Raw genomic sequence first — 20,235 nt, 5'->3', positions numbered from 1 at the left:
GCGGTGCGGCCCGCGGCGGGACCGGGCGCCGGGGCGCCGGCATTCGACGTGGGGGCCGCGGCGCGCGGCGACGGGGCGGCCGCCGGCTTCGGCGCGGCGGAACGGCCCGGGGCGGCGGGCGTGGAACCGGGCTTGGCGGCGGACTTGCCGGCACCCGGGTAGGCGTTGCGCAGCTTCTTGACCACCGGGGGCTCGATGGTGGACGAAGCCGAGCTGACGAACTCGCCGAGGTCCTTGAGCGTGCTCAAGGCCTCCTTCGAGGTGATGCCGAGCTCCTTGGCGAGCTCATGGACGCGGACCTTGGCCACGGTTCTCCTGTTCTGGCCCCACGGGCCGGAACGGAGCCGCTCGGGCTGTCCGTCTCAGCGCGTCCTGGGACCGTTGACGTTGCTCCAGGCCGTCGCGCGCGCCACCAGGGCACGCGCACCACGGCCTGCCTGATAGCAGGGGGTGAAGTTCATCGCTGGGCACTCATGCTTCAGTGCTCATCGGGTACGCATCAGATCTCTGACCCGCCTTCATCTGTCGGTCTGTCAGCCGGTGCCTCCGCAGTGCGGCCCAGCGCGTCGGCGTCGACGGCGGACCGGAAGGCCCGCCCGAACGCGCGGCGGCGCAGGGCGAGGTGGAGGCAGTCCTCACCGGGGTGCAGCCACGCACCCCGGCCTGGACGGCGTCGTTCCGGGTCCCAGACGACGGATGGGGGTTCCGTCGAGGAGTCCAGAGCGACGCGCACCAGCTCTTGCTGGTCCGCCCTCGATCGGCATCCGATGCAGGTGCGCACGACCGTCCGAGACGTCATGCGTTCACCCCTCACGGGCGTCGGATCGAGAAAGGACCTCATCCATCCTAGCGCGTCCGGGCCCGGATCTGTTCCCGGGGACGGTCAGCGGCCCGGGGCAGAGGTGGTGACCCCGTCGCCGACGATGTCGATCCGCCAGCCCGTGAGCTTGGCCGCGAGGCGGGCGTTCTGGCCCTCCTTGCCGATGGCCAGGGACAGCTGGTACTCCGGCACCACGGCGCGGGCCGAGTGCTGGTCCGCGTCGAGGATCTCCACCGAGACGGTCGTGGCGGGCGAGAGGGCGTTGGCGATCATCGCGGCGGGGTCGTCCACGTGGTCGACGATGTCGATCTTCTCGTCGTTGAGCTCCGTCATGACGGCGCGCACGCGGCTGCCCATCTCCCCGATGGAGGCGCCCTTGGCGTTCACCCCGGGGCGGGTGGCGCGCACGGCCATCTTGGTGCGGTGGCCGGCCTCGCGGGCCAGCGCCGTGATCTCGACCGAGCCGTCCGCGATCTCCGGGACCTCGAGCTCGAAGAGCTTGCGCACGAGGCCGGGGTGCGAGCGGGACACCGTGACGGACGGGCCCTTGGCGCCGCGCGTCGCGGAGACCACGTAGGCGCGGATCCGGCGGCCGTGGGTATAGTCCTCGCCGGGCACCTGCTCGGGCGGCGGGAGGACGGCCTCGAGGGTGCCGAGGTTCACCTGGACCATGTGGCGGTTCAGGCCCTGCTGGATGACGCCGGAGACGAGCTCGCCCTCCTTGTCCTTGAACTCGCCGAGGACCTTGTCGTCGTCCTCCTCGCGCATGCGCTGGATCATCACCTGGCGCGCCGTGGAGGCGGCCACCCGGCCGAAGCCGTTCGGGGTGTCGTCGAACTCGCCGATGGGCGTGTCGTCCTCGTCCAGCTCCGTGGCCCACACGGTGACGTGGCCGGTCGCGCGGTCGATCTCCACGCGGGCGCGCTTCAGGGCCCCCGGGGTGCGGTGGTACGCCATGAGCAGGGCCTGCTCGATGGTGGGGATGAGGCGGTCCATCGGGATCTCCCGCTCCGCCTCCAGCATGCGCAGCGCGCTCATGTCGATGTCCAACTCATGCCTCCGTGTGCTCGGCCGTGTCCTCGCCCGCGGCGGCGTCGGCGTCGCCGGCCTGCTGAGCGGGGCTCCACTCTACCTGCACGATCGCCGGACCGAGACGGTCGAGGGCGACCCGCTCGGCGGGCAGCTCCTTGGCCTTCATGCCCTTCTTCGCGGGCGGGCGCACCACGGCCAGCTCGACGTCGTCGTCCGTCACGTCCTTCAGGCGGGCGGTCACGGGCGCGGCGCCGTCGACCGAGACCTCGACGAGACGGCCGACGTTGCGGGCGAAGTGGCGGGGCTCGGTGAGCGGGCGGTCCACGCCCGCGGTGGTGACCTCCAGCAGGTACTCCCCCGCACCGACGCCGGGCACGTGGTCGCCCAGGGCGTCGAGGGCGGCGGAGACCCGGCCGGAGAGGCGGGCGACGTCGTCCAGGCTCAGGCCCTGGGTGCCCGAGGCGCGGTCGAGGACCACCTCGACGGTGCGGTGCTCGGCGGTGCCCGTGGCGCGCACCTGCTCCACCACCACGTCGTCGGCCGCCAGGGCCTCCTCGACGCGGGTGCGCAGCTCGGCGAGGTCGTCGCGGCGGTCGGTGCTGTCCATGGGGTGCCTCACTCGTCGGGTCAGGGCCGCCGCGCCACGCGGGCGGGCGCCGGGGTCGGGATCCGGGGCCGAGCCTACCGGCGGCCCACGGCGGGGCCGAGTGCTCCCGACCGGGTCGGACGGGGCGGGCTCAGCGCAGCAGCGGGGCGAGGGTGTCCGCGCCGACCTTGACGATGAGCGCGGCCACCACCATGAGGTACACCACGCGGATGAAGCCGGTGCCGCGGGCGATCGCCATGCTGGCCCCCACGTAGCCGCCCACGAGGTTGGCCGCGCCGAGCAGCAGCCCCAGGCCCAGCACCGCGTGCCCCGAGGGCACGAAGTACGCGAGCGCGCCGAGGTTGGTCGCGAGGTTGACCACCTTCGCCTGTGCCGAGGCGTGCAGGAAGTCGAACTTGAGCAGCAGCACCAGCCCCAGGATGAGGAACGTGCCCGTGCCGGGGCCGAGGACGCCGTCGTAGAAGCCCACCGCCGCGCCGAGCGCCACGGCCCGGGCCAGCGCGGTGCTCCGCCGCGGTCCCACGCCGGCGACCTGTCCGAGGCCCGGGCGCACGGCCGTGAACACGGCGACGGCGATCAGCGCCACCAGGATCACGGGCCGGATCACGCCGGCCGGCAGATGCGCGGCGACCACGGCCCCGCCCAGGGCCGCCGCGAAGGCGACGGCGGCCATCGGCAGTGCCGTGGACAGGTCCTGCCGCAGGCGCCGCCGGTAGGTGAGCGCCGACGTCGCCGTGCCGAACACCGAGCCGAGCTTGTTGGTGGCCAGGGCCTGGATCGGGCTCAGCCCGGGCACGAGCAGCAGGGCCGGCAGCTGCAGGAGCCCGCCCCCGCCCACGACGGCGTCGATCCAGCCCGCCACGAAGCCCGCGGCGAGCACGAGGACGAGCAGCCCGGCGGTCAGCTCGACGGCGCCGAACCACTCAGCGCCCGTCGCGCACCTCCGCGAGCACCGCCGCGACGGCCCCGTCCACGGGCACGGGGCGCGCCTCGCCGGTGGCACGGTCCTTGAGCTCGAGCTCGCCGTCCGCCAGGCCGCGGCCGATCACCACGGTGGTGGGCACGCCGATGAGCTCGGCGTCCTTGAACTTCACGCCGGGGCTGACCTTCGGACGGTCGTCCACGAGCACGGTCACGCCCTCGGCCTCGAGGCCCGCGGCGAGGGTCTCGGCGGCGGCGAGGCCGTCCTCGCCCTTCGTGGCGACGACGACGTGCACGTCCGCCGGGGCCACCGCGCGCGGCCACGCCAGGCCCTTGTCGTCGTGGTAGCGCTCGGCGATCGCGGCGACGGCGCGCGTGATGCCGATGCCGTAGGAGCCCATGGTCACCACGACCTGCTTGCCGTGGACGTCGAGGACCTTCAGGTCGAGGGCCTCGGCGTACTTGCGGCCGAGCTGGAAGATATGGCCCATCTCCATGCCGCGGCGGGTGTGCAGCGGGCCGGAGCCGTCCGGGGCCTGGTCGCCCTCGCGCACCGCGGTGGCCTCGAGCACGCCGTCCCACATGAAGTCGCGGCCGGCCACGAGGCCGAACACGTGGCGCTGGTCCGCGTTCGCGCCGGTGATCCACGCGGTGCCGGGGGCGATGCGCGGGTCCACGAAGAAGGGTAGGCCCGAGACGGAGCCCTCCGCGCCGAGGACCGGGGTGCCCTCGACCGCGTCGGCCGCCGCGGGGCCGATGTAGCCCTTGACCAGGGCGGGGTGCGCGGCCAGGTCCGCGGCGGTCGCGGCCTCGAGCGTGGGCTCGCCGACCACGCCGAGCGCCGGGCCCACGGAGGCCTCGAGACGCTTGAGGTCCACCTCACGGTCGCCGGGCACGCCCACGACGAACGGGCGGCGCTCGCCGCCGTCCACCACCGCGGTGACCACGACGCACTTGAGCGTGTCCGCGGCGGTCCACGGCTCGCCCTCGCGCGGGGCCAGCCGGTTGGCGACGTCCACGAGCGCGGCGATGGTGGTGGAGACCGGGGTGTCCTTGACCTCGGCGGCGGGCAGGGCCGCCATGGCCGGCTCGTCCAGCGGGGCGGGGGCCACCGTGGTGACGGCCTCGACGTTGGCGCGGTAGCCGCCGTCGGACTCGACGAAGGTGTCCTCGCCCACCTCGGTGGGGTGCAGGAACTCCTCGGAGCGGGAGCCGCCCATCGCACCGGAGGTGGCCCGCACCGGCACGACCTCGAGGCCGAGGCGGTCGAAGATCCGCAGGTAGGCGGCCCGGTGGGCCTCGTACGCGGCGTCCAGGCCGGCGTCGTCCACCGTGAAGGAGTAGGAGTCCTTCATGATGAACTCGCGCCCGCGCAGCAGGCCGGCGCGCGGGCGGGCCTCGTCCCGGTACTTGGTCTGGATCTGGTACAGGTACGCGGGCAGGTCCTTGTACGAGGAGTACAGGTCCTTCACCAGGAGCGTGAACATCTCCTCGTGCGTGGGGGCCAGGAGGTAGTCGTTGCCCCGGCGGTCCTGCAGGCGGAACAGCCCGTCGCCATACTCGTCCCAGCGCCCCGTGGCCTCGTAGGGCTCCCGCGGCAGCAGCGCCGGGAAGTGCACCTCCTGGGCGCCGATCGCGTCCATCTCCTCGCGCACGATCCGCTCCACCTTGGCCAGCACCTTCAGGCCCAGCGGCAGCCACGAGTAGATGCCCGGGGCCGCGCGACGGATGTAGCCGGCACGGACGAGGAGCCTGTGGCTCGCCACCTCGGCCTCCGCCGGGTCGTCGCGCAGGGTGCGCAGGAACAGGGTGGACATGCGCAGGGGCATGACGGGGCCTCCTCGGACGGGCTCGCGCGGTCGGGGGCGGCGCGCGGGACGGGACGACGCCGACACGGGGTGCCCGGCGTCCTGACCGCCGATCCTATCGCCCGCGCAGGGTCCGCCGGGTCAGTACAGGACGGTCGCGAACGTGCCGCGCCGCTCGAACCCCACGCGCTCGTACGCGCGCAGCGCGGGGGTGTTGTACGCGTTGACGTAGAGGCTGACCACGGGCGCCTGGAGGCGCACGTAGTCCACGACGGCGGCCATCGCCGACGCCGCCAGCCCTCGGCCGCGCGCGGCGGGGGCCATCCACACGCCCTGGATCTGGGCGCACCGGGAGGAGAGCAGCCCGATGTCCGCCTTGAAGCGCAGCGGGCCGCCCGCGTCGCGCGGGCCCGGGTCGATGAAGACGCGCCCGGCGTGGATCAGCCGCTCGACGCGGTCCCGGTACTGGGCCGCGCCGCCGGTGAACGGGGAGAAGCCGAGCTCCTCCTCGAACATCGCCGCGCTGGCCGGCAGGACGCGCGCGAAGTCGCGTGGCTGCGCCTGCACCACGGACGGGTTCGGGTCGATCCCCCCGGCCGTGCCCAGCACGAGCAGCGGCTGGTCGGGGCGCACGGACCGGGACCGGTGGCCCGCGGCGGCGAGGGCCTGACCGGCGGCCAGCACGGGACCGGCCGGGCCGTAGATCGACCCGTACCGGCGGCGCAGCGCGGCGGCCGCCGCGCCGAGCGCCTCCGCGTCGCCCGGCGCCCAGCCCGCGTCCGGGGCCTCGGACGCGGCGACCGGCACCACGTTCGAGCCGATCCAGACGGCCGCGCGCAGCCCCCCGGCGCCCGGGGCGTCGTCGTCGATCCCGAGGAACAGGGTGCCCGCCGCTCCCCCGCGCGGGCCGGCCAGGCGGCCCGCCTCGAGCAGGGAGTCCACGAACACGTTGGACACGGGGGCACGGGCGGACAGGGCCGCGAGCGCGGCGGTGTCCGCGTCGGTCAGCAGGCGGACGCGGTCAGCCGTGGCGGCCCGGACCTCCCGGTCAGTGGACGGAGACCACCGGGGCACCGGCGGCAGCCTGGTCACCGCCGTCCTCCCCCAGGTCCATCTCGCCGGCGATCCGGTTGGCCTCCTCGATGAGGGTCTCCACGATCTGGTCCTCGGGCACGGTGCGGATGACCTCGCCCTTGACGAAGATCTGGCCCTTGCCGTTGCCGGAGGCGACGCCGAGGTCGGCTTCGCGGGCCTCGCCCGGCCCGTTGACGACGCAGCCCATGACGGCCACCCGCAGCGGGACCTCGAGGTCCTGGAGGCCCTCGGTGACCTGCTCGGCCAGCGTGTACACGTCCACCTGGGCGCGGCCGCACGAGGGGCAGGAGACGATCTCGAGCTTGCGCTCACGCAGGTTCAGGGACTGCAGGATCTGCAGGCCCACCTTGACCTCCTCGACCGGCGGCGCGGAGAGGGAGACGCGGATGGTGTCGCCGATGCCCTGGCCGAGCAGGTAGCCGAAGGCGGTGGCGGACTTGATGGTGCCCTGGAAGGCCGGGCCGGCCTCGGTGACCCCGAGGTGCAGCGGCCAGTCACCCTGCTCGGCGAGCAGCTCGTAGGCGCGGGCCATGATCACCGGGTCGTTGTGCTTGACGGAGATCTTGAAGTCCTTGAAGCCCTGCTCCTCGAAGAGGGAGGCCTCCCAGACGGCGGACTCGACGAGGGCCTCCGGGGTGGCCTTGCCGTACTTCTGCAGCAGGCGCGGGTCCAGGGAGCCGGCGTTGACGCCGATGCGGAGGGAGGTGCCGTGGTCCGAGGCGGCCAGCGCGATCTCCTTGACCTTGTCGTCGAACTTCTTGATGTTGCCCGGGTTCACGCGCACGGCGCCGCAGCCGGCCTCGATCGCCGCGAACACGTACTTCGGCTGGAAGTGGATGTCCGCGATCACGGGGATGGTGGACTGCTGGGCGATGACCTTGAGGGCCTCGGCGTCCTTGTCCGTGGGGCAGGCCACGCGGACGATGTCGCAGCCGGCGGCCGTGAGCTCGGCGATCTGCTGCAGGGTCGCGCCGATGTCGTGCGTCTTGGTGGTAGTCATCGACTGCACCGAGACGGGGTGCTGCGAGCCGACGCCCACCGAGCCCACCTGGATCTGCCGGGTGGTGCGGCGCGGGGCCAGCACGGGCGGCGGGGCGGACGGCATTCCAAGGCTGACGGGCACGGGGGCGCTCCTCATGGGTTCTCGGGGTCGACGGCGCGGGGCCGCCGGGTTCTCCGGTCCATCCTAGGCGCGCGGGCGCCCCGGGGCGCGGGGCGACCGCCCACGGCGAACGGCCCGGACTCAGAACAGCCGGACGGGCTCCACGATGTCCGCCACGATCAGGATGACGCCCATGAGCAGCATCGCCGCGCCCACCGCGTAGGTCAGCGGCAGCATGCGGGCCAGGTCGAACGGTCCCGGGTCGGGGCGGCCCGTGAGCCGGGCCCAGCCGCGGCGCACCGCCTCCCACAGGGCGCCGGCCACGTGGCCGCCGTCGAGCGGGAGCAGCGGGATGAGGTTGAACACCATGAGCGCCACGTTCACGCCCGCCAGCAGGGACAGCAGCAGGGCGGCCTTGTCCGTCAGCGTGGCCTGCTCGAGCGCCGCCGCCTCCCCGGCGATCCGTCCGACGCCCACCACGGACATCGGGCCGTCCGGGTCGCGCTCGGCCGGGGTCACCACGGCGACGGCGGTGTCCCACAGCCGCTGCGGCAGCACGAGGACGACGTCGACGACGCCCCGCACCTGCTGGGCGACGAGCGGGCCGGCGTCGAGCGGGGTGCCGCGAACCGTCTCGAGCTGCGCGCCCATGCCGATGAACCCGACCTCGTGGGTCGCGACGGTCCCGTCCGGGGCCCGCTCGGGCCGGCCCAGCGCGTCCGTCACGGGCCGTTCCGTCAGGCGCGGGGTCAGGGTGGCGCTCATCCGCTCGCCGTCGCGCTCCCACTCGATCCGGGTGGGCTGTCCGGCGCGGTCCCGGATCGCGGCGGAGAGGGCGTCCCAGTCGGAGACCGGCCGCCCGTCGAAGGCGAGCACGGTGTCCCCGGGGCGCAGTCCCGCCTCGTGGGCGGGCCCGGCGGGATCGCCCGGGCGGCAGTCCTCGGTCCCGCCCGAGGCGGCGCGAGCCTGCTGCTCCTGCGTCGTGACCACGCACCGGTAGACCTCGGCGACGGTGGTGCTCGGCTGCGAGGTGCCCACCGTCGTGACCAGCAGGGCGGTGACGCCCAGCGCGATGAGCAGGTTCATGAACGGCCCGCCGAGCATGATCACCACGCGCTTCCACACCGGCAGGGCGAGGAAGCGGCGGTGCTCGTCGCCGGGGCGGACCTCCTCGGCGGCCTGGGCTCGCGCGTCGTCGGCCATGCGGCCCAGCTGCTGGACGAAGCCCGTGGACGCCGTGCGGGGCGTCTGCCCGGGCCGCGGCGGGGGCAGCATCCCGATCATCGCGACGTAGCCGCCCAGCGGGACGGCCTTGAACCCGTACTCCGTCTCGCCGCGGCGCCACGAGACGAGCGTCGGGCCGAAGCCGATCATGTACTGCGTGACGCGCACGCCGAAGAGCTTGGCCGGGACGAGGTGGCCGACCTCGTGCAGGGCGATCGAGACCGCCAGGCCCAGTGCGACCGCGAGGACGCCCGCGACGTACCAGAGGATCTCCACGACGGTCACCAGCGGGCCCGCGCCGCACGGCGCGCCCAGGCCTCGGCGGCGAGCACGGCGTCCACGGTGAGCGCGGCGGGCGCGGGGTCGTGGCCGGCCGCGGCGAGCACGTGCTCGGGGGCGTAGTCGGCGACGACGGCGCGGACCGTGTCCACGATCCCGTCGAAGGGCAGGGCGCCGGCGTGGAAGGCGTCCACCGCCTCCTCGTTGGCGGCGTTGAACACGGCCATGTGGGTGGGCGAGGCGGCCGCCGCCTCCTTCGCGGCCCGCACGGCGGGGAAGGCCTCCTCGTCGAGGGGTTCGAAGGTCCAGGTGGCCGCCCGCGTCCAGTCGCAGGCCGGGGCCGCGCCCGGGAGCCGGCGCGGCCAGCACAGCCCGAGGGCGATGGGCAGGCGCATGTCCGGCGGGGAGGCCTGGGCGAGCGTGGACCCGTCGACGAACTCGACCATCGAGTGCACCACGGACTGCGGGTGGACCACGACGTCGATCCGGTCCAGGGGCACGTCGAACAGCAGGTGGGCCTCGATCACCTCGAGGGCCTTGTTCACGAGGGAGGCGGAGTTGGTGGTGACGACGCGGCCCATGTCCCACGTGGGGTGGGCGAGGGCCTGGGCGGGCGTGACGGCGTGCAGGGCGGCGCGGTCCAGGCCGCGGAACGGCCCGCCCGAGGCCGTGAGCACGAGGCGGCGGACCTCGTCCGCCGTGCCCCCGCGCAGCGCCTGCGCGAGCGCGGAGTGCTCGGAGTCCACCGGCACGAGCTGGCCCGGCGCCGCGGCCGCCTTCACGAGGGCCCCGCCGACGATGAGCGACTCCTTGTTGGCCAGGGCCAGGCGGTGGCCGGCGTGCAGCGCGGCGAGGGTGGGCCGCAGGCCGATCGAGCCCGTGATCCCGTTGAGCACGGTGTCGGCGCCGGGCCACGCCGCGATCTGCTCGGCGGCGCGTGGCCCGGTGAACAGCACGGGTCGGGGGGCCGGGCGCCCGAGGCGGGCGGCGGCGTCGGCGAGGGCGGCGCGCAGCTCCTCCTCCCCCGCCGCGGCGGAGCCCACCGCCTCGACCTCGAAGCGCACGGCCTGCTCGGCCAGCAGGGTCGTGTTCGCCCCGCCCGCGAGCGCGACGGCCCGGAGCCGGGCGGGGTCCTGGGCGATCACGTCGAGGCCCTGGGTGCCGATCGAGCCCGTGGAGCCGATCAGGGCGACGGCGCGCGGGGCGCCGTCGTCGTCCGCCGGGGCGGGGGCGGGCAGCGTGTAGTCGGTGAGGGATCCGTGCGTCACCCCGCCATGATGCCAGCCGGGCCTGGACACGGACGGGGGGCCGACCGGACGGACGCCGCGCCGCGACATCCCGCCCCGCCGACCCCCGTGGGACCGGGTCAGCCGCGGATCAGTGCTGCACCGGCTTCTCGGCGCCGATGCCGGTGAGGGAGCGGACCTCCATCTCGGCCTGCTTGTCGGGGTCCTCGGCGCGCGACGAGGTCACCGAGCCGAGCCAGCCGAGGAAGAAGGCCAGCGGGATGGAGACGATGCCCGGGTTCTTCAGCGGGAACACCGCGAAGTCCGCGCCCGGGATCATCGAGGTCGGCGTCCCGGACATCACCGGGGACAGGACGATCAGGATGATCGCGGAGAGCAGTCCGCCGTACATCGACCACACCGCGCCGCGGGTGGTGAAGCGCCGCCAGAACAGGGAGTAGAGGATGGTCGGCAGGTTCGCCGAGGCCGCCACCGCGAAGGCGAGCGCCACGAGGAACGCCACGTTCTGGCCCTGGGCGGCGATGCCGCCGACGATCGCCAGGACGCCGATCACCACCACGGTGATCTTGCCGATCCGCACCTCCTCCTGCGGGGTGAGCGGGTGCTTGGCGATCACGGAGCCGTACACGTCGTGGGCGAAGGACGCCGCCGCCGTGATGGCCAGGCCCGCGACCACCGCGAGGATGGTGGCGAACGCGACCGCCGAGATCAGGCCCAGCAGGATGGAGCCGCCGAGCTCGAACGCCAGCAGCGGGGCCGCGGAGTTCTGCCCGCCGGGCGCGGCCGTGATGCGCTCGGGGCCGATCAGCGCGCCGGCACCGTAGCCCAGCACGAGGGTGAACAGGTAGAACGCGCCGATGAGGACGATGGCCCACACCACGGACTTGCGCGCCTCCTTGGCGGTGGGCACCGTGTAGAACCGCATGAGCACGTGCGGCAGGCCGGCGGTGCCGAGCACGAGCGCGATGCCCAGGGACACGAAGTCGAGGCGGGTCAGGGCGCTGGCGCCGTACTGCAGGCCCGGCTCGAGGATCGCCTCGCCCTTCGGGTTCATCTCGACGGCGGCCCCCAGCAGGGCGTTGAAGTCGAAGCCGAACAGGGCCAGCGACCACACGGTCATGATCCCCGCGCCGGCGATCAGCAGGATCGCCTTGATGATCTGCACGTAGGTGGTGCCCTTCATGCCGCCGATCAGCACGTAGACGATCATCAGCACGCCCACGATCACGATCACGAGGGCCTGGCCGGCCCGGTCGTTGATGTTCAGCAGCAGGGACACCAGGCCGCCGGCGCCGGCCATCTGGGCCAGGAGGTAGAAGAGGCAGACGGCCATGGTGCCGAAGGCGGCGGCGATGCGCACGGGACGCTGCTGCAGGCGGAAGGACAGCACGTCCGCCATGGTGAACTTGCCGGTGTTGCGCAGCAGCTCGGCCACCAGCAGCAGGGCCACGAGCCACGCCACGAGGAAGCCGATCGAGTAGAGGAAGCCGTCGTAGCCGTAGAGGGCGATCGCGCCCACGATGCCCAGGAACGAGGCCGCGGAGAGGTAGTCACCCGCGATGGCCGTGCCGTTCTGGGTGCCGGAGAAGCCGCGGCCGCCGGCGTAGTAGTCGGCCGAGGACGCGTTCGTCTTGGACGCGCGGATCACGATCACGAGGGTGACCACCACGAAGGCGACGAAGATGCCGATGTTCACGGCGGGGTTGCCGACCGTCTGCGGGGCGGCCTGGAGCAGGGGGGTGAGCGCGCTCATCGCGTGGCCTCGGGGTTCTCGTGGGCGCCGGCGGCCTCGCGCTCGAGGCGCTCACGCAGCGCGGTGGCGCGGGGGTCCAGGGTCCGGTTGGAGAAACGGACGTAGGCGAAGGTGATCAGGAACGTGGTGACGAACTGGAGCAGGCCGAGGATCAGGCCGAGGGTGATGTTGCCGCCGAGGCGGATCGCCATGAACTCGGGGAAGAACGCGCCGACGATCACGAACACCAGGTACCAGACGAAGAACGCCACGGTCATGGGGAAGGCGAAGGATCGGTGGGTGCGCCGGAGCTCGATGAACTCCTCGGACTGCTGCGCGGCGCGGAACTGCGCGGCCGTGGGGACCGGCGCCGTGGGCTCGCTGGATGACATGGGCCCTCCGGGGGTGCGTAGGACGGATCAGTGTGAGACAGATCACTGTGATGACAACCACACTCTGGCGGGCGGAGGGGTGCGCCGTCAAGCGCGCCCCGGGGCCGTGCGCCCGTGTGACAGCCCCGGGGCGCAGCCGTGCGGACGCGGACGCGCCCCGACGGCACGGGGCCGCCGGGGCGTGGAGCCGCCCAGGAGCCGGTCAGGCGCTGCCCGGCCGGGGCGTGTCCGCGCGGCGCAGGAGCGCGCGAGCCTGGGCGAGGACCACCTCGTCGACCATCGCCCCGTCCAGCTCGAAGGCCCCGTGCCGCCCCTCGGCCGCGGCGAGGACGCGCCGGGCGCGCTCGACGGCCTCCGGGGCGGGCGTGTAGGCGGAGCGCACGACGGGCACCTGGCGCGGGTGCAGGCACACGGTCGCGGTGCAGCCCAGGGCGACGGCGTCCTCGGCCTCGGCGGCCAGCCCGGCCTCGTCGACGAGGTCCAGATGGACGGCGTCCCACGCGGCCACCCCGTGCGCGGCCGCCGCCAGCAGCACCGTCGCGCGGGCGTGCTGGACCACGGAGCGGTAGGCGCCCCCGGGGGTGCGGGAGGAGCTGCCGCCCATCGACGCCACGAGGTCCTCGGCGCCCCACATCAGCGCACCCACGTGCGGGTGGGCGGCCAGTTCGGCGGCGGCGAGGATCCCGGCCGCGGTCTCGCACAGGGCGACGACGCGGGTCTGCGGTCCGAGGGCGGCGACGACCCCGTCCACCTGCGCGGCGGACTCGGCCTTGGCGAGCATGAGCGTGCGCCAGCCCGTCCCGGCGAGCATGGCCAGGTCGGCGTCGTGGTCCGCGGTGCCCGCGGGGTTCACGCGGACCACCACGCGGTCCCCGTCCAGCGGGCCGCCGTCGACCCCGCAGGCCCGCCCCGCCCAGGCCGCCGCGACGGCGTCGCGCGCGGCGGGCCGGGCCTCCGGGGTGACGGCGTCCTCGAGGTCGAGGATCACCGCGTCCGCGCGCTCGAGCGCCGTGGCGTACCGCTCGGGGCGGTCCGCCGGGGTGAACATGACGGCCGGTCCGAGGGTCAGCGCGCTCATGCCCGCTCCCCCGTGCCTGCGGCGTCGGCGGCCTTCGCCTTGGCCTCCGCGTGCGCCTGCGCGGTCCACATCAGGCAGGTGCGCTGGGCGCGGACGACGACGCCGCCGTGCTGGTTCTCCCCCGTCATCGCGAACGTGACGATCCGCTGCCCCGGCCGCGAGGAGGACTCGCGGATCGCGGTGACCTCGGAGCGCCCGTAGAGCGTGTCCCCGTGGAAGACCGGCTTCGGGAACGCGATCTCCCCCAGGCCGAGCTGGGCCACGAGCGTGCCCTGCGTGGTCTGCCCGACGGCGAGGCCCACCAGGGTGGACAGCGTCAGCATCGAGTTGACCAGTGGCCGGCCGAACGGCTGGGCCGCCGCGTACGCGTGGTCCAGGTGCAGGGCCTGCGGGTTCATGGTGAGGGTGGTGAACAGGACGTTGTCCGCCTCGGTGAGCGTGCGGCCGGGCCGGTGCAGGTAGACCTGACCGACCGCCAGCTCGTCCGCGTAGCGGCCCCGCTGCTCGATCTCGACGCGCTCCGTCACGTCAGAGGCCCAGCTCGCGGGCGATCAGCATGAGCTGCACCTCGGTGGTGCCCTCGCCGACCTCGAGGATCTTGGAGTCGCGGTAGTGACGGGCCACGAGGGTCTCGTTCATGAAGCCGTAGCCGCCGAACACCTGGGTGGCGTCCCGGGCGTTGTCCATGGCGGCCTCGCCGGCAATCAGCTTGGCCATGGCGGCCTCGGTCTTGAACGGCTTGCCGGCCAGCATCTTCTGGGCGGCCTCGTAGTAGGCCAGGCGGGCGGCGTGCGCGCGGGCCTGCATGCGGGCGATCTTGAAGGACACGGCCTGGAACTGCCCGATCTTCTGGCCGAACGAGGTCCGCTGCTTGGCGTAGGCGACCGACTCGTCCACGCAGCCCTGGGCCGCTCCGGTGGCCAGGGCCGCGATGGCGATGCGGCCCTCGTCCAGGATCTCGAGGAAGTGGGCGAAGCCGCGGCCGCGGGCGCCCAGCAGGTTCTCCTCCGGCACGCGCGCGTCCGTGAAGTGCAGGGCGTGGGTGTCCGAGGAGTTCCAGCCGACCTTGTCGTAGGCCTTGGCCACGGAGAAGCCCTCGGTGCCGGCGGGCACGAGGATCGTGGAGATCTCCTTGGCGGGGCGGCCGTCGTGGCCGGTCCTGCCCTCCACCGTGCCGGTCACGGCGGTGACGGTGACGAGCGAGGTGATGTCCGTGCCGGAGTTGGTGATGAACTCCTTGGCGCCGTTGATGCGCCACTGTCCGTCCTCGAGCGCGGCGGTGGTCTGGGTGCCGGCGGCGTCGGAGCCCGCGCCCGGCTCGGTGAGGCCGAAGCCGGCCAGGTGCGTGCCGGCCACGAGGTCCGGCAGCCAGCGCTGCTTCTGCTCCTCGGTGCCGAACTTCAGCAGCGGCATGGCGCCCAGGGAGACGCCGGCCTCGAGGGTGATGGCCACGGACTGGTTGACGCGGCCGAGCTGCTCGAGGGCCAGGGCCAGGGCGAAGTAGTCGCCGCCCATGCCGCCGTACTCCTCGGGGAACGGGAGGCCGAACAGGCCCATCTCGCCCATCTGGGCCACGATCTCGTACGGGAACTCGTGCTGGGCGTCCAGCTCGGCGGAGACCGGGGCCACGACCTCGTCGGCGAACTCGCGGACGGTGTCGGAGAGGACCTGGTAGTCCTCCTCGAGGGCGGGCAGGGTGCGGTGCTTGGTGCTCATGGTCCTCTCCTGTTCTCAGACGTTCTCTGTGGGTGCTGCGTGCTCGGTGGGCTCGACGACGGCGATCAACGCCTGCGCGGCCACGGCGTCGCCCTCGGCGACGTGGACGGTCACGACGCCGGCGAAGGCGGCCGTGACGGGGTGCTCCATCTTCATGGCCTCGACCACCGCCAGCTCCTGGCCCGCGGCCACGGTGTCGCCGGTGGCCACGGACACGGCGACGACGGTGCCCGGCATGGGCGTGCGTGCCTCGGGCGACGCTGCGCCGGCCGGGGCACGGCGCGCGGCCGCGGCCGCGCGGGCAGCCTCGACCACCTCGGCCCGGGTGAGGCGGCGGACCTGCCACGCGGCGCCGTCGCGGTGCAGCCACGCTGAGCGTGGGTCCCGCGGGTCACCGGCCAGGAGGTTGACGCCCGCCAGGGCTCCGGCGTCCTCGTCCACCTCGGCGTCGGCGGCGGGGGCGGTGAGGATGCGGTCCTCGTCCCCGACCCGCACGCGCATCCCGGGCTGCGGGGCGCCCGCGCCGCGCCAGCCGTCCGCCCGGGCCCACGCGGTGCCGGCCGCGCGCTGCTCGGCGGCGGCCGCGTCCTCGGACACGTCGGCCAGGGCCTCGGCCGCGAGGGCGGCGAGGTCCTCGGGCAGCGCGGGGGCGGTCCACGCCTCGAGGCCGTCGATCAGCTCGGTGGTGAGCCGGCCGGCCCGCACATCCGTGCGGGCCGCGAGCTCGCGCAGCCAGCCCAGGTTGGAGCGGACGCCGAACAGCACGGTGTCCGCGAGCGCGGCGTCGAGCCGGTCGAGGGCCTCGGCGCGGTCGGCGCCGCGGGTGATGAGCTTGGCGATCATCGGGTCGTAGAAGCCGGTGATCTCGGGCTGAGCGCCGTCGACGTCCACGGGGTCCACGGCGCCGACGGCGGTGGCGGGCCGCGCCTGCGGCCCGGAGCCGAACGCGCGCTCCTCGGACGGCCGGGAGGGCAGCAGGAGCGTGTCGACGCGGACGCCCTCGCCGGCGGGCTCGCGCCAGCGCAGCACCGGCCCGGTGGAGGGCAGGAAGCCGTTCGCGGGGTCCTCCGCGTAGACGCGGGCCTCGACGGCGGCGCCGTCGAGGCTCACGTCCGCCTGGGCGAAGCCGAGCGGCTCCCCCGCCGCGATGCGCAGCTGCAGCTCCACGAAGTCCAGGCGTCGTCCGCGCACCCGGACGACCTCCTCGGAGACCGGGTGCTCCACCTGCAGGCGGGTGTTCATCTCCATGAAGAAGAACTCGTCCGGGTTCTCGTCCGAGACGAGGAACTCGACGGTGCCGGCGCCGCGGTAGCCCACGGACACGGCCGCGTCCACGGCGGCCCGGCCCAGGCGCTCGCGGAGCTCGGCCCCGTGCGCCAGCCCGGTCAGCAGGGGCGCGGGGGCCTCCTCGATCACCTTCTGGTGGCGGCGCTGCAGGGAGCACTCGCGCTCACCCAGGTGCACGGTGGCGCCGTGGGCGTCCGCGAACACCTGCACCTCGATGTGCCGGGGCGCGGTGATGAGCCGCTCGAGCAGCAGGGTGTCGTCGCCGAACGCCGAGCGCGCCGTGCGCCGGGCCGAGGCGAGGGCGCCGGGCAGCTCCTCGGCGGCGCGCACGGCCACCATGCCCTTGCCGCCGCCGCCCGCGGAGGGCTTGATCAGCAGCGGGAAGCCGACGCGCTCGGCCTCGGCCGTGATCTGCTCGTCGGTGAGCGTGGGGTCCTGGATGCCGGGGACCACCGGCACGTCGTACGCGACCACGGTCTCCTTGGCGCGGATCTTGTCCGCCATCGCGTCGAGCGAGGCCACGGGAGGGCCGACGAACACGATGCCGGCCGCGTCCAGCGCGCGGGCGAAGTCGGCGTTCTCGGACAGGAAGCCGTAGCCGGGGTGCACGGCCTGGGCGCCGGTGCGGCGCGCGGCGTCGACGACGGCGTCGATGTCCAGGTAGGACTCGCGGGCCGGGGCCGGGCCGAGGCGGACCGCCGTGTCCGCCTCGCGGACGTGCCGCGCGTCGGCGTCGGCGTCGGAGTGCACGGCCACCGAGCGGATGCCGAGGCGGCGCAGGGTGCGGATGACGCGCACGGCGATCTCGCCGCGGTTGGCCACCAGCACGGTGTCGAACAGGGGCGTCCCCTGGGCGTGGTTCTCGGTCACGGGTGCCTCACATGCGGAACAGGCCGAACCGGGAGTCCGGCAGCGGGGAACGGGAGATGACGTCGAGGGCCAGGGAGAGCACCCGGCGGGTCTGGCCGGGGGTGATCACCCCGTCGTCCCAGAGGCGGGCGGTGGAGTACAGGGGGCTGCCCTGGTCCTCGTACTGCCGACGGACCGGCGCCTGGAAGGCCTCGACCTCCTCGGGGGACATCGGCTCCTCCCCCGCGGCGGCCCGCTGGTCCTGCTTGATCTGCGTGAGCACGGAGGAGGCCTGCGGGCCGCCCATCACGGAGATGCGCGCGTTCGGCCACATCCACAGGAAGCGGGGTGAGTAGGCGCGGCCGCACATCGCGTAGTTGCCGGCGCCGAACGAGCCGCCGATGACCACGGTCAGCTTGGGCACGCGGGCGGTGGCGACGGCGGTGACCATCTTGGCGCCGTCGCGCGCGATGCCGCCGGCCTCCGCGTCCCGGCCCACCATGAAGCCGGAGATGTTCTGCAGGAACAGCAGCGGGATGCCGCGCTGGTCGCACAGTTCGATGAAGTGCGCACCCTTGCGGGCGGAGTCGCCGAACAGGATGCCGTTGTTGGCGAGGACGCCCACGGGATGGCCGTCGATCCGCGCGAACGCGGTGACCAGGGTGGTGCCGTGGAGGGGCTTGAACTCGTGGACGGAGCCGCCGTCCACGAGGCGGTCGATCACCTCGCGCACGTCGTAGGGGGTGTTCACGTCCACGGGCACGACGCTGGTCAGTTCGGCCGGGTCCTTGGCGGGCTCCGCGGCGGGGGCGACCTCCCAGGCCGGCGCCTCGGCCGGGGGCAGGGTGGCCACGATGTCCCGGAGGATCTGCATGGCGTGCAGGTCGTCGTCCGCCAGGTGGTCCGCGACGCCGGAGCGCTCGGCGTGCAGCCGGCCGCCGCCGAGGTCCTCGGGCGAGACGTCCTCCCCGATCGCGGCCTTCACGAGCGGGGGGCCGCCGAGGAAGATGGTGCCCTGCTCGCGCACGATCACGGTCTCGTCGGACATGGCCGGCACGTACGCGCCGCCCGCCGTGGAGGAGCCGCACACCGCGGCCAGCTGCGGGATGCGCCGCGAGGAGAGCAGCGCCTGGTTCCGGAAGATGCGGCCGAAGTGCTCGCGGTCCGGGAAGACCTCGTCCTGGCGGGGCAGGAACGCGCCGCCGGAGTCCACGAGGTAGATGCACGGCAGGCGGTTCTCCAGGGCGATCTCCTGGGCCCGCAGGTGCTTCTTCACCGTCATGGGGTAGTAGGTGCCGCCCTTCACGGTGGCGTCGTTGCCGACCACCATCACGAGGCGGCCGTGGACCAGGCCGATGCCCGCCACGACGCCCGCGGCGGGGCTGTCCCCGTCGTACAGGCCGTGCGCGGCCAGCGCGCCGACCTCGAGGAAGGGCGAGCCCTCGTCGAGCAGCGCGTCGATGCGGTCCCGCACCAGCAGCTTGCCGCGGCCGGTGTGGCGCTCGCGCGAACGCTCGGGCCCGCCGAGCGACGTGCGGGCGACGAGGTCGGCGAGCTCCTGCTCGAGCCGGGCGTGGCCGGCCGCGTTGCGCTCGGCCACGGTGGGCGCGGACTGCGCGGCCGGGGCCGGGGTGCTGGCGGTCATGGGACCCCCTTCAGTGAATGACGACTAACTGAACCGAGCCTCAGTGTAGTGACGATCGTCACTGACGTCGACCGGGCGCCCGGCGCGCCTCGTCCCGTCCTACAGTGGATCCCATGCCCGCCGTCGATCCCGCGTCCCCCACCGCCCCGGCGACCCCGCCGACCGCCCGGGAGGCCGCCAAGGCCCGACGCCGGGTGGACCTGCTCGCGGCCGCGGCGCGACTGTTCGCGGCCCGGGGCTTCGACGCGGTCCGCCTCGAGGACATCGGCGCCGCCGTCGGGATCAGCGGCCCCGCCATCTACCGCCACTTCGCCGGCAAGGCCGCCGTGCTCACGGCGATCCTCGACACGGCCTCGCAGGACCTGCTCGACGGCGGGCTGGCCGCCGAGGCGCAGCACGCGCCGGGGGCGGAGACCCTGCGGGCCCTCATCGGCTTCCAGGCGGACTTCGCCCTCGCCCAGCGCGACGTGATCCGCGTGCAGGACCGCGACATGTCCGCCCTGCCCGACGGCGCGCGCACGGCCATCACGCGCACCCAGCGCGCCTACATCGACGTGTGGGCACGCCAGCTGCAGGTCGTCCACCCCCACGAGGACCAGGCCACCGCCGTGTTCCGCGCCCAGGCCGTGCTGGGCCTGCTCAACTCCACCCCCCGCTCGGTGCGGCGCACCGCAGCCGACCGCGCGGCCCGCCGCGCGACCCTCGTGGCCATGGCCTGGGCCGCGGCCACGGCCCCCGGGCCGCTGTCCGGCGAGGACTGAGCGGGCGGCACCGGCCCGGCGGGCCGGCGTCGTGCCCGGTGGTACGGTGGCCGGTACCCGCGACGGCGGACGCCGTCGAACCCCGCCCCGAGAGGTCCACCGCCGTGCTTCTTCGTGACGTCCGACCCGAGGATCTGGACGAGTTCTTCCTCCACCAGCAGGACGAGCAGGCCAACCTGATGTCCGCCTTCGCCCCCCGCAACCCCCGGGACCGCGGCGTCTTCGACTACCACTGGGCCCACCTGCTCGGGGACGAGGACACCATCGTGCGGACCATCGAGCACGAGGGCCGCGCCGTGGGCGCGCTCGTATGCACCGAGCAGGACGGCGTGGGCGAGCTGTCCTTCTGGACCGCGCAGGACTACTGGGGCCTGGGCCTGACGACCGCGGCCGTGGACCGGTTCCTCGAGGAGCACACCGCCCGCCCGCTGCGGGCGCACGTGCCCGAGGACAACGTGGGCTCCGTGAAGGTGCTCTCCCGCCGCGGCTTCGAGACCGTCGGCGAGGAGAGGGTCTTCTCCAACGCCCGCGCCGAGGTCATCACCGAGCTCGTGATGGAGCTGCCCGCCGCCGACTGAGCACGCCCCGCGGCCCCCGCCGTGTCGGCGGCCGCACCGGCCTGCCATGACGACGGCCCCGC

Annotated in this window: 19 protein-coding genes; 2 read left to right on the top strand and 17 right to left on the bottom strand. The window is 74.3% G+C overall.

What is annotated here, in order from left to right; genetic code table 11:
* The 17 genes from KVS67_RS04980 to KVS67_RS04900 all read right to left on the bottom strand — a co-directional run.
* A partial coding sequence (locus KVS67_RS04980; protein WP_181161582.1) for a translation initiation factor IF-2 N-terminal domain-containing protein occupies positions 1-308 on the bottom strand: 308 nt, incomplete at its 3' end.
* Positions 309-499: 191 nt separating this feature from the next.
* The gene (locus KVS67_RS04975; RefSeq protein WP_228070540.1) at positions 500-799 is read right to left on the bottom strand and encodes a YlxR family protein; all 300 of its coding nucleotides are present in this window, start codon (positions 797-799) and stop codon (positions 500-502) included.
* Positions 800-883: 84 nt separating this feature from the next.
* Positions 884-1,870 carry a transcription termination factor NusA gene (gene nusA / locus KVS67_RS04970; protein ID WP_206481343.1) on the bottom strand — a complete coding sequence of 329 codons (987 nt, stop codon included), beginning with the start codon at positions 1,868-1,870 and terminating at the stop codon, positions 884-886.
* A 1-nt stretch (position 1,871) separates the two neighbouring features.
* Entirely contained in the window at positions 1,872-2,459 is a 588-nt protein-coding gene (locus KVS67_RS04965) for a ribosome maturation factor RimP (protein WP_036314068.1), read from the bottom strand.
* A gap of 130 nt (positions 2,460-2,589) precedes the next feature.
* The gene (locus tag KVS67_RS04960) at positions 2,590-3,339 is read right to left on the bottom strand and encodes a TSUP family transporter (protein WP_217564857.1); all 750 of its coding nucleotides are present in this window, start codon (positions 3,337-3,339) and stop codon (positions 2,590-2,592) included.
* A gap of 43 nt (positions 3,340-3,382) precedes the next feature.
* A complete protein-coding gene (locus KVS67_RS04955; RefSeq protein WP_141843228.1) occupies positions 3,383-5,209 on the bottom strand; it encodes a proline--tRNA ligase in 1,827 nt (608 codons plus the stop codon).
* A 120-nt stretch (positions 5,210-5,329) separates the two neighbouring features.
* Positions 5,330-6,262 (bottom strand): GNAT family N-acetyltransferase, encoded by a 933-nt coding sequence (locus KVS67_RS04950; protein ID WP_141843226.1) that lies wholly within the window; start codon positions 6,260-6,262, stop codon positions 5,330-5,332.
* On the bottom strand, positions 6,237-7,388 hold the full coding sequence (ispG, locus tag KVS67_RS04945; RefSeq protein ID WP_254629226.1) for a flavodoxin-dependent (E)-4-hydroxy-3-methylbut-2-enyl-diphosphate synthase: 1,152 nt from the start codon (positions 7,386-7,388) through the stop codon (positions 6,237-6,239). The genes KVS67_RS04950 and ispG overlap by 26 nt, the downstream gene beginning before the upstream one ends.
* A gap of 138 nt (positions 7,389-7,526) precedes the next feature.
* Entirely contained in the window at positions 7,527-8,894 is a 1,368-nt protein-coding gene (locus tag KVS67_RS04940; RefSeq protein WP_115165219.1) for an RIP metalloprotease, read from the bottom strand.
* A complete protein-coding gene (dxr, locus tag KVS67_RS04935; RefSeq protein ID WP_181743484.1) occupies positions 8,891-10,126 on the bottom strand; it encodes a 1-deoxy-D-xylulose-5-phosphate reductoisomerase in 1,236 nt (411 codons plus the stop codon). The genes KVS67_RS04940 and dxr overlap by 4 nt, the downstream gene beginning before the upstream one ends.
* A 139-nt stretch (positions 10,127-10,265) precedes the next feature.
* Positions 10,266-11,888 carry a cation acetate symporter gene (locus KVS67_RS04930; protein WP_141843220.1) on the bottom strand — a complete coding sequence of 541 codons (1,623 nt, stop codon included), beginning with the start codon at positions 11,886-11,888 and terminating at the stop codon, positions 10,266-10,268.
* Entirely contained in the window at positions 11,885-12,259 is a 375-nt protein-coding gene (locus KVS67_RS04925) for a DUF485 domain-containing protein (protein ID WP_041104222.1), read from the bottom strand. The genes KVS67_RS04930 and KVS67_RS04925 overlap by 4 nt, the downstream gene beginning before the upstream one ends.
* Positions 12,260-12,461: 202 nt before the next feature.
* Positions 12,462-13,337, bottom strand: coding sequence for a CoA ester lyase (locus KVS67_RS04920; protein ID WP_141843219.1), 876 nt, complete (start codon positions 13,335-13,337; stop codon positions 12,462-12,464).
* Positions 13,334-13,864 carry a MaoC family dehydratase gene (locus KVS67_RS04915; protein WP_217564846.1) on the bottom strand — a complete coding sequence of 177 codons (531 nt, stop codon included), beginning with the start codon at positions 13,862-13,864 and terminating at the stop codon, positions 13,334-13,336. Before KVS67_RS04915 ends, KVS67_RS04920 begins: the two co-directional genes overlap by 4 nt.
* A gap of 1 nt (position 13,865) precedes the next feature.
* On the bottom strand, positions 13,866-15,053 hold the full coding sequence (locus KVS67_RS04910) for an acyl-CoA dehydrogenase family protein (RefSeq protein WP_141843215.1): 1,188 nt from the start codon (positions 15,051-15,053) through the stop codon (positions 13,866-13,868).
* A 15-nt stretch (positions 15,054-15,068) separates the two neighbouring features.
* Entirely contained in the window at positions 15,069-17,210 is a 2,142-nt protein-coding gene (locus tag KVS67_RS04905; protein WP_217564844.1) for a biotin carboxylase N-terminal domain-containing protein, read from the bottom strand.
* 7 nt (positions 17,211-17,217) lie between these two features.
* Entirely contained in the window at positions 17,218-18,834 is a 1,617-nt protein-coding gene (locus KVS67_RS04900) for a carboxyl transferase domain-containing protein (protein ID WP_217564830.1), read from the bottom strand.
* Positions 18,835-18,947: 113 nt separating this feature from the next.
* On the opposite strand from KVS67_RS04900, the gene KVS67_RS04895 reads away from it, so the two are divergent.
* Together KVS67_RS04895 and KVS67_RS04890 are read left to right on the top strand one after the other, a co-directional pair.
* Positions 18,948-19,595: a TetR/AcrR family transcriptional regulator gene (locus KVS67_RS04895; protein WP_217564823.1), complete on the top strand. Its 648-nt coding sequence runs from the start codon at positions 18,948-18,950 to the stop codon at positions 19,593-19,595.
* A 104-nt stretch (positions 19,596-19,699) separates the two neighbouring features.
* Positions 19,700-20,173 (top strand): GNAT family N-acetyltransferase, encoded by a 474-nt coding sequence (locus tag KVS67_RS04890; protein WP_217564821.1) that lies wholly within the window; start codon positions 19,700-19,702, stop codon positions 20,171-20,173.
* Positions 20,174-20,235: the final 62 nt, after the last annotated feature.

The organism is Micrococcus sp. GbtcB5 (assembly GCF_019091605.1).
Lineage (GTDB): Bacteria > Actinomycetota > Actinomycetes > Actinomycetales > Micrococcaceae > Micrococcus > Micrococcus luteus.
The sequence above is the reverse complement of the archived record's forward strand: the minus strand, read 5'-3'. Positions and strand labels throughout refer to the sequence as shown.

Coding starts and splice junctions, on each gene's coding strand:
- KVS67_RS04900 (WP_217564830.1), bottom strand. CDS start 18,834: ATGACCGCCAGCACCCCGGCCCCGGCCGCGCAGTCCGCGCCCACCGTG.
- ispG (WP_254629226.1), bottom strand. CDS start 7,388: ATGCCGTCCGCCCCGCCGCCCGTGCTGGCCCCGCGCCGCACCACCCGG.
- KVS67_RS04975 (WP_228070540.1), bottom strand. CDS start 799: ATGACGTCTCGGACGGTCGTGCGCACCTGCATCGGATGCCGATCGAGG.
- KVS67_RS04925 (WP_041104222.1), bottom strand. CDS start 12,259: ATGTCATCCAGCGAGCCCACGGCGCCGGTCCCCACGGCCGCGCAGTTC.
- KVS67_RS04895 (WP_217564823.1), top strand. CDS start 18,948: ATGCCCGCCGTCGATCCCGCGTCCCCCACCGCCCCGGCGACCCCGCCG.
- KVS67_RS04955 (WP_141843228.1), bottom strand. CDS start 5,209: ATGCCCCTGCGCATGTCCACCCTGTTCCTGCGCACCCTGCGCGACGAC.
- KVS67_RS04920 (WP_141843219.1), bottom strand. CDS start 13,337: ATGAGCGCGCTGACCCTCGGACCGGCCGTCATGTTCACCCCGGCGGAC.
- KVS67_RS04910 (WP_141843215.1), bottom strand. CDS start 15,053: ATGAGCACCAAGCACCGCACCCTGCCCGCCCTCGAGGAGGACTACCAG.
- KVS67_RS04930 (WP_141843220.1), bottom strand. CDS start 11,888: ATGAGCGCGCTCACCCCCCTGCTCCAGGCCGCCCCGCAGACGGTCGGC.
- KVS67_RS04965 (WP_036314068.1), bottom strand. CDS start 2,459: ATGGACAGCACCGACCGCCGCGACGACCTCGCCGAGCTGCGCACCCGC.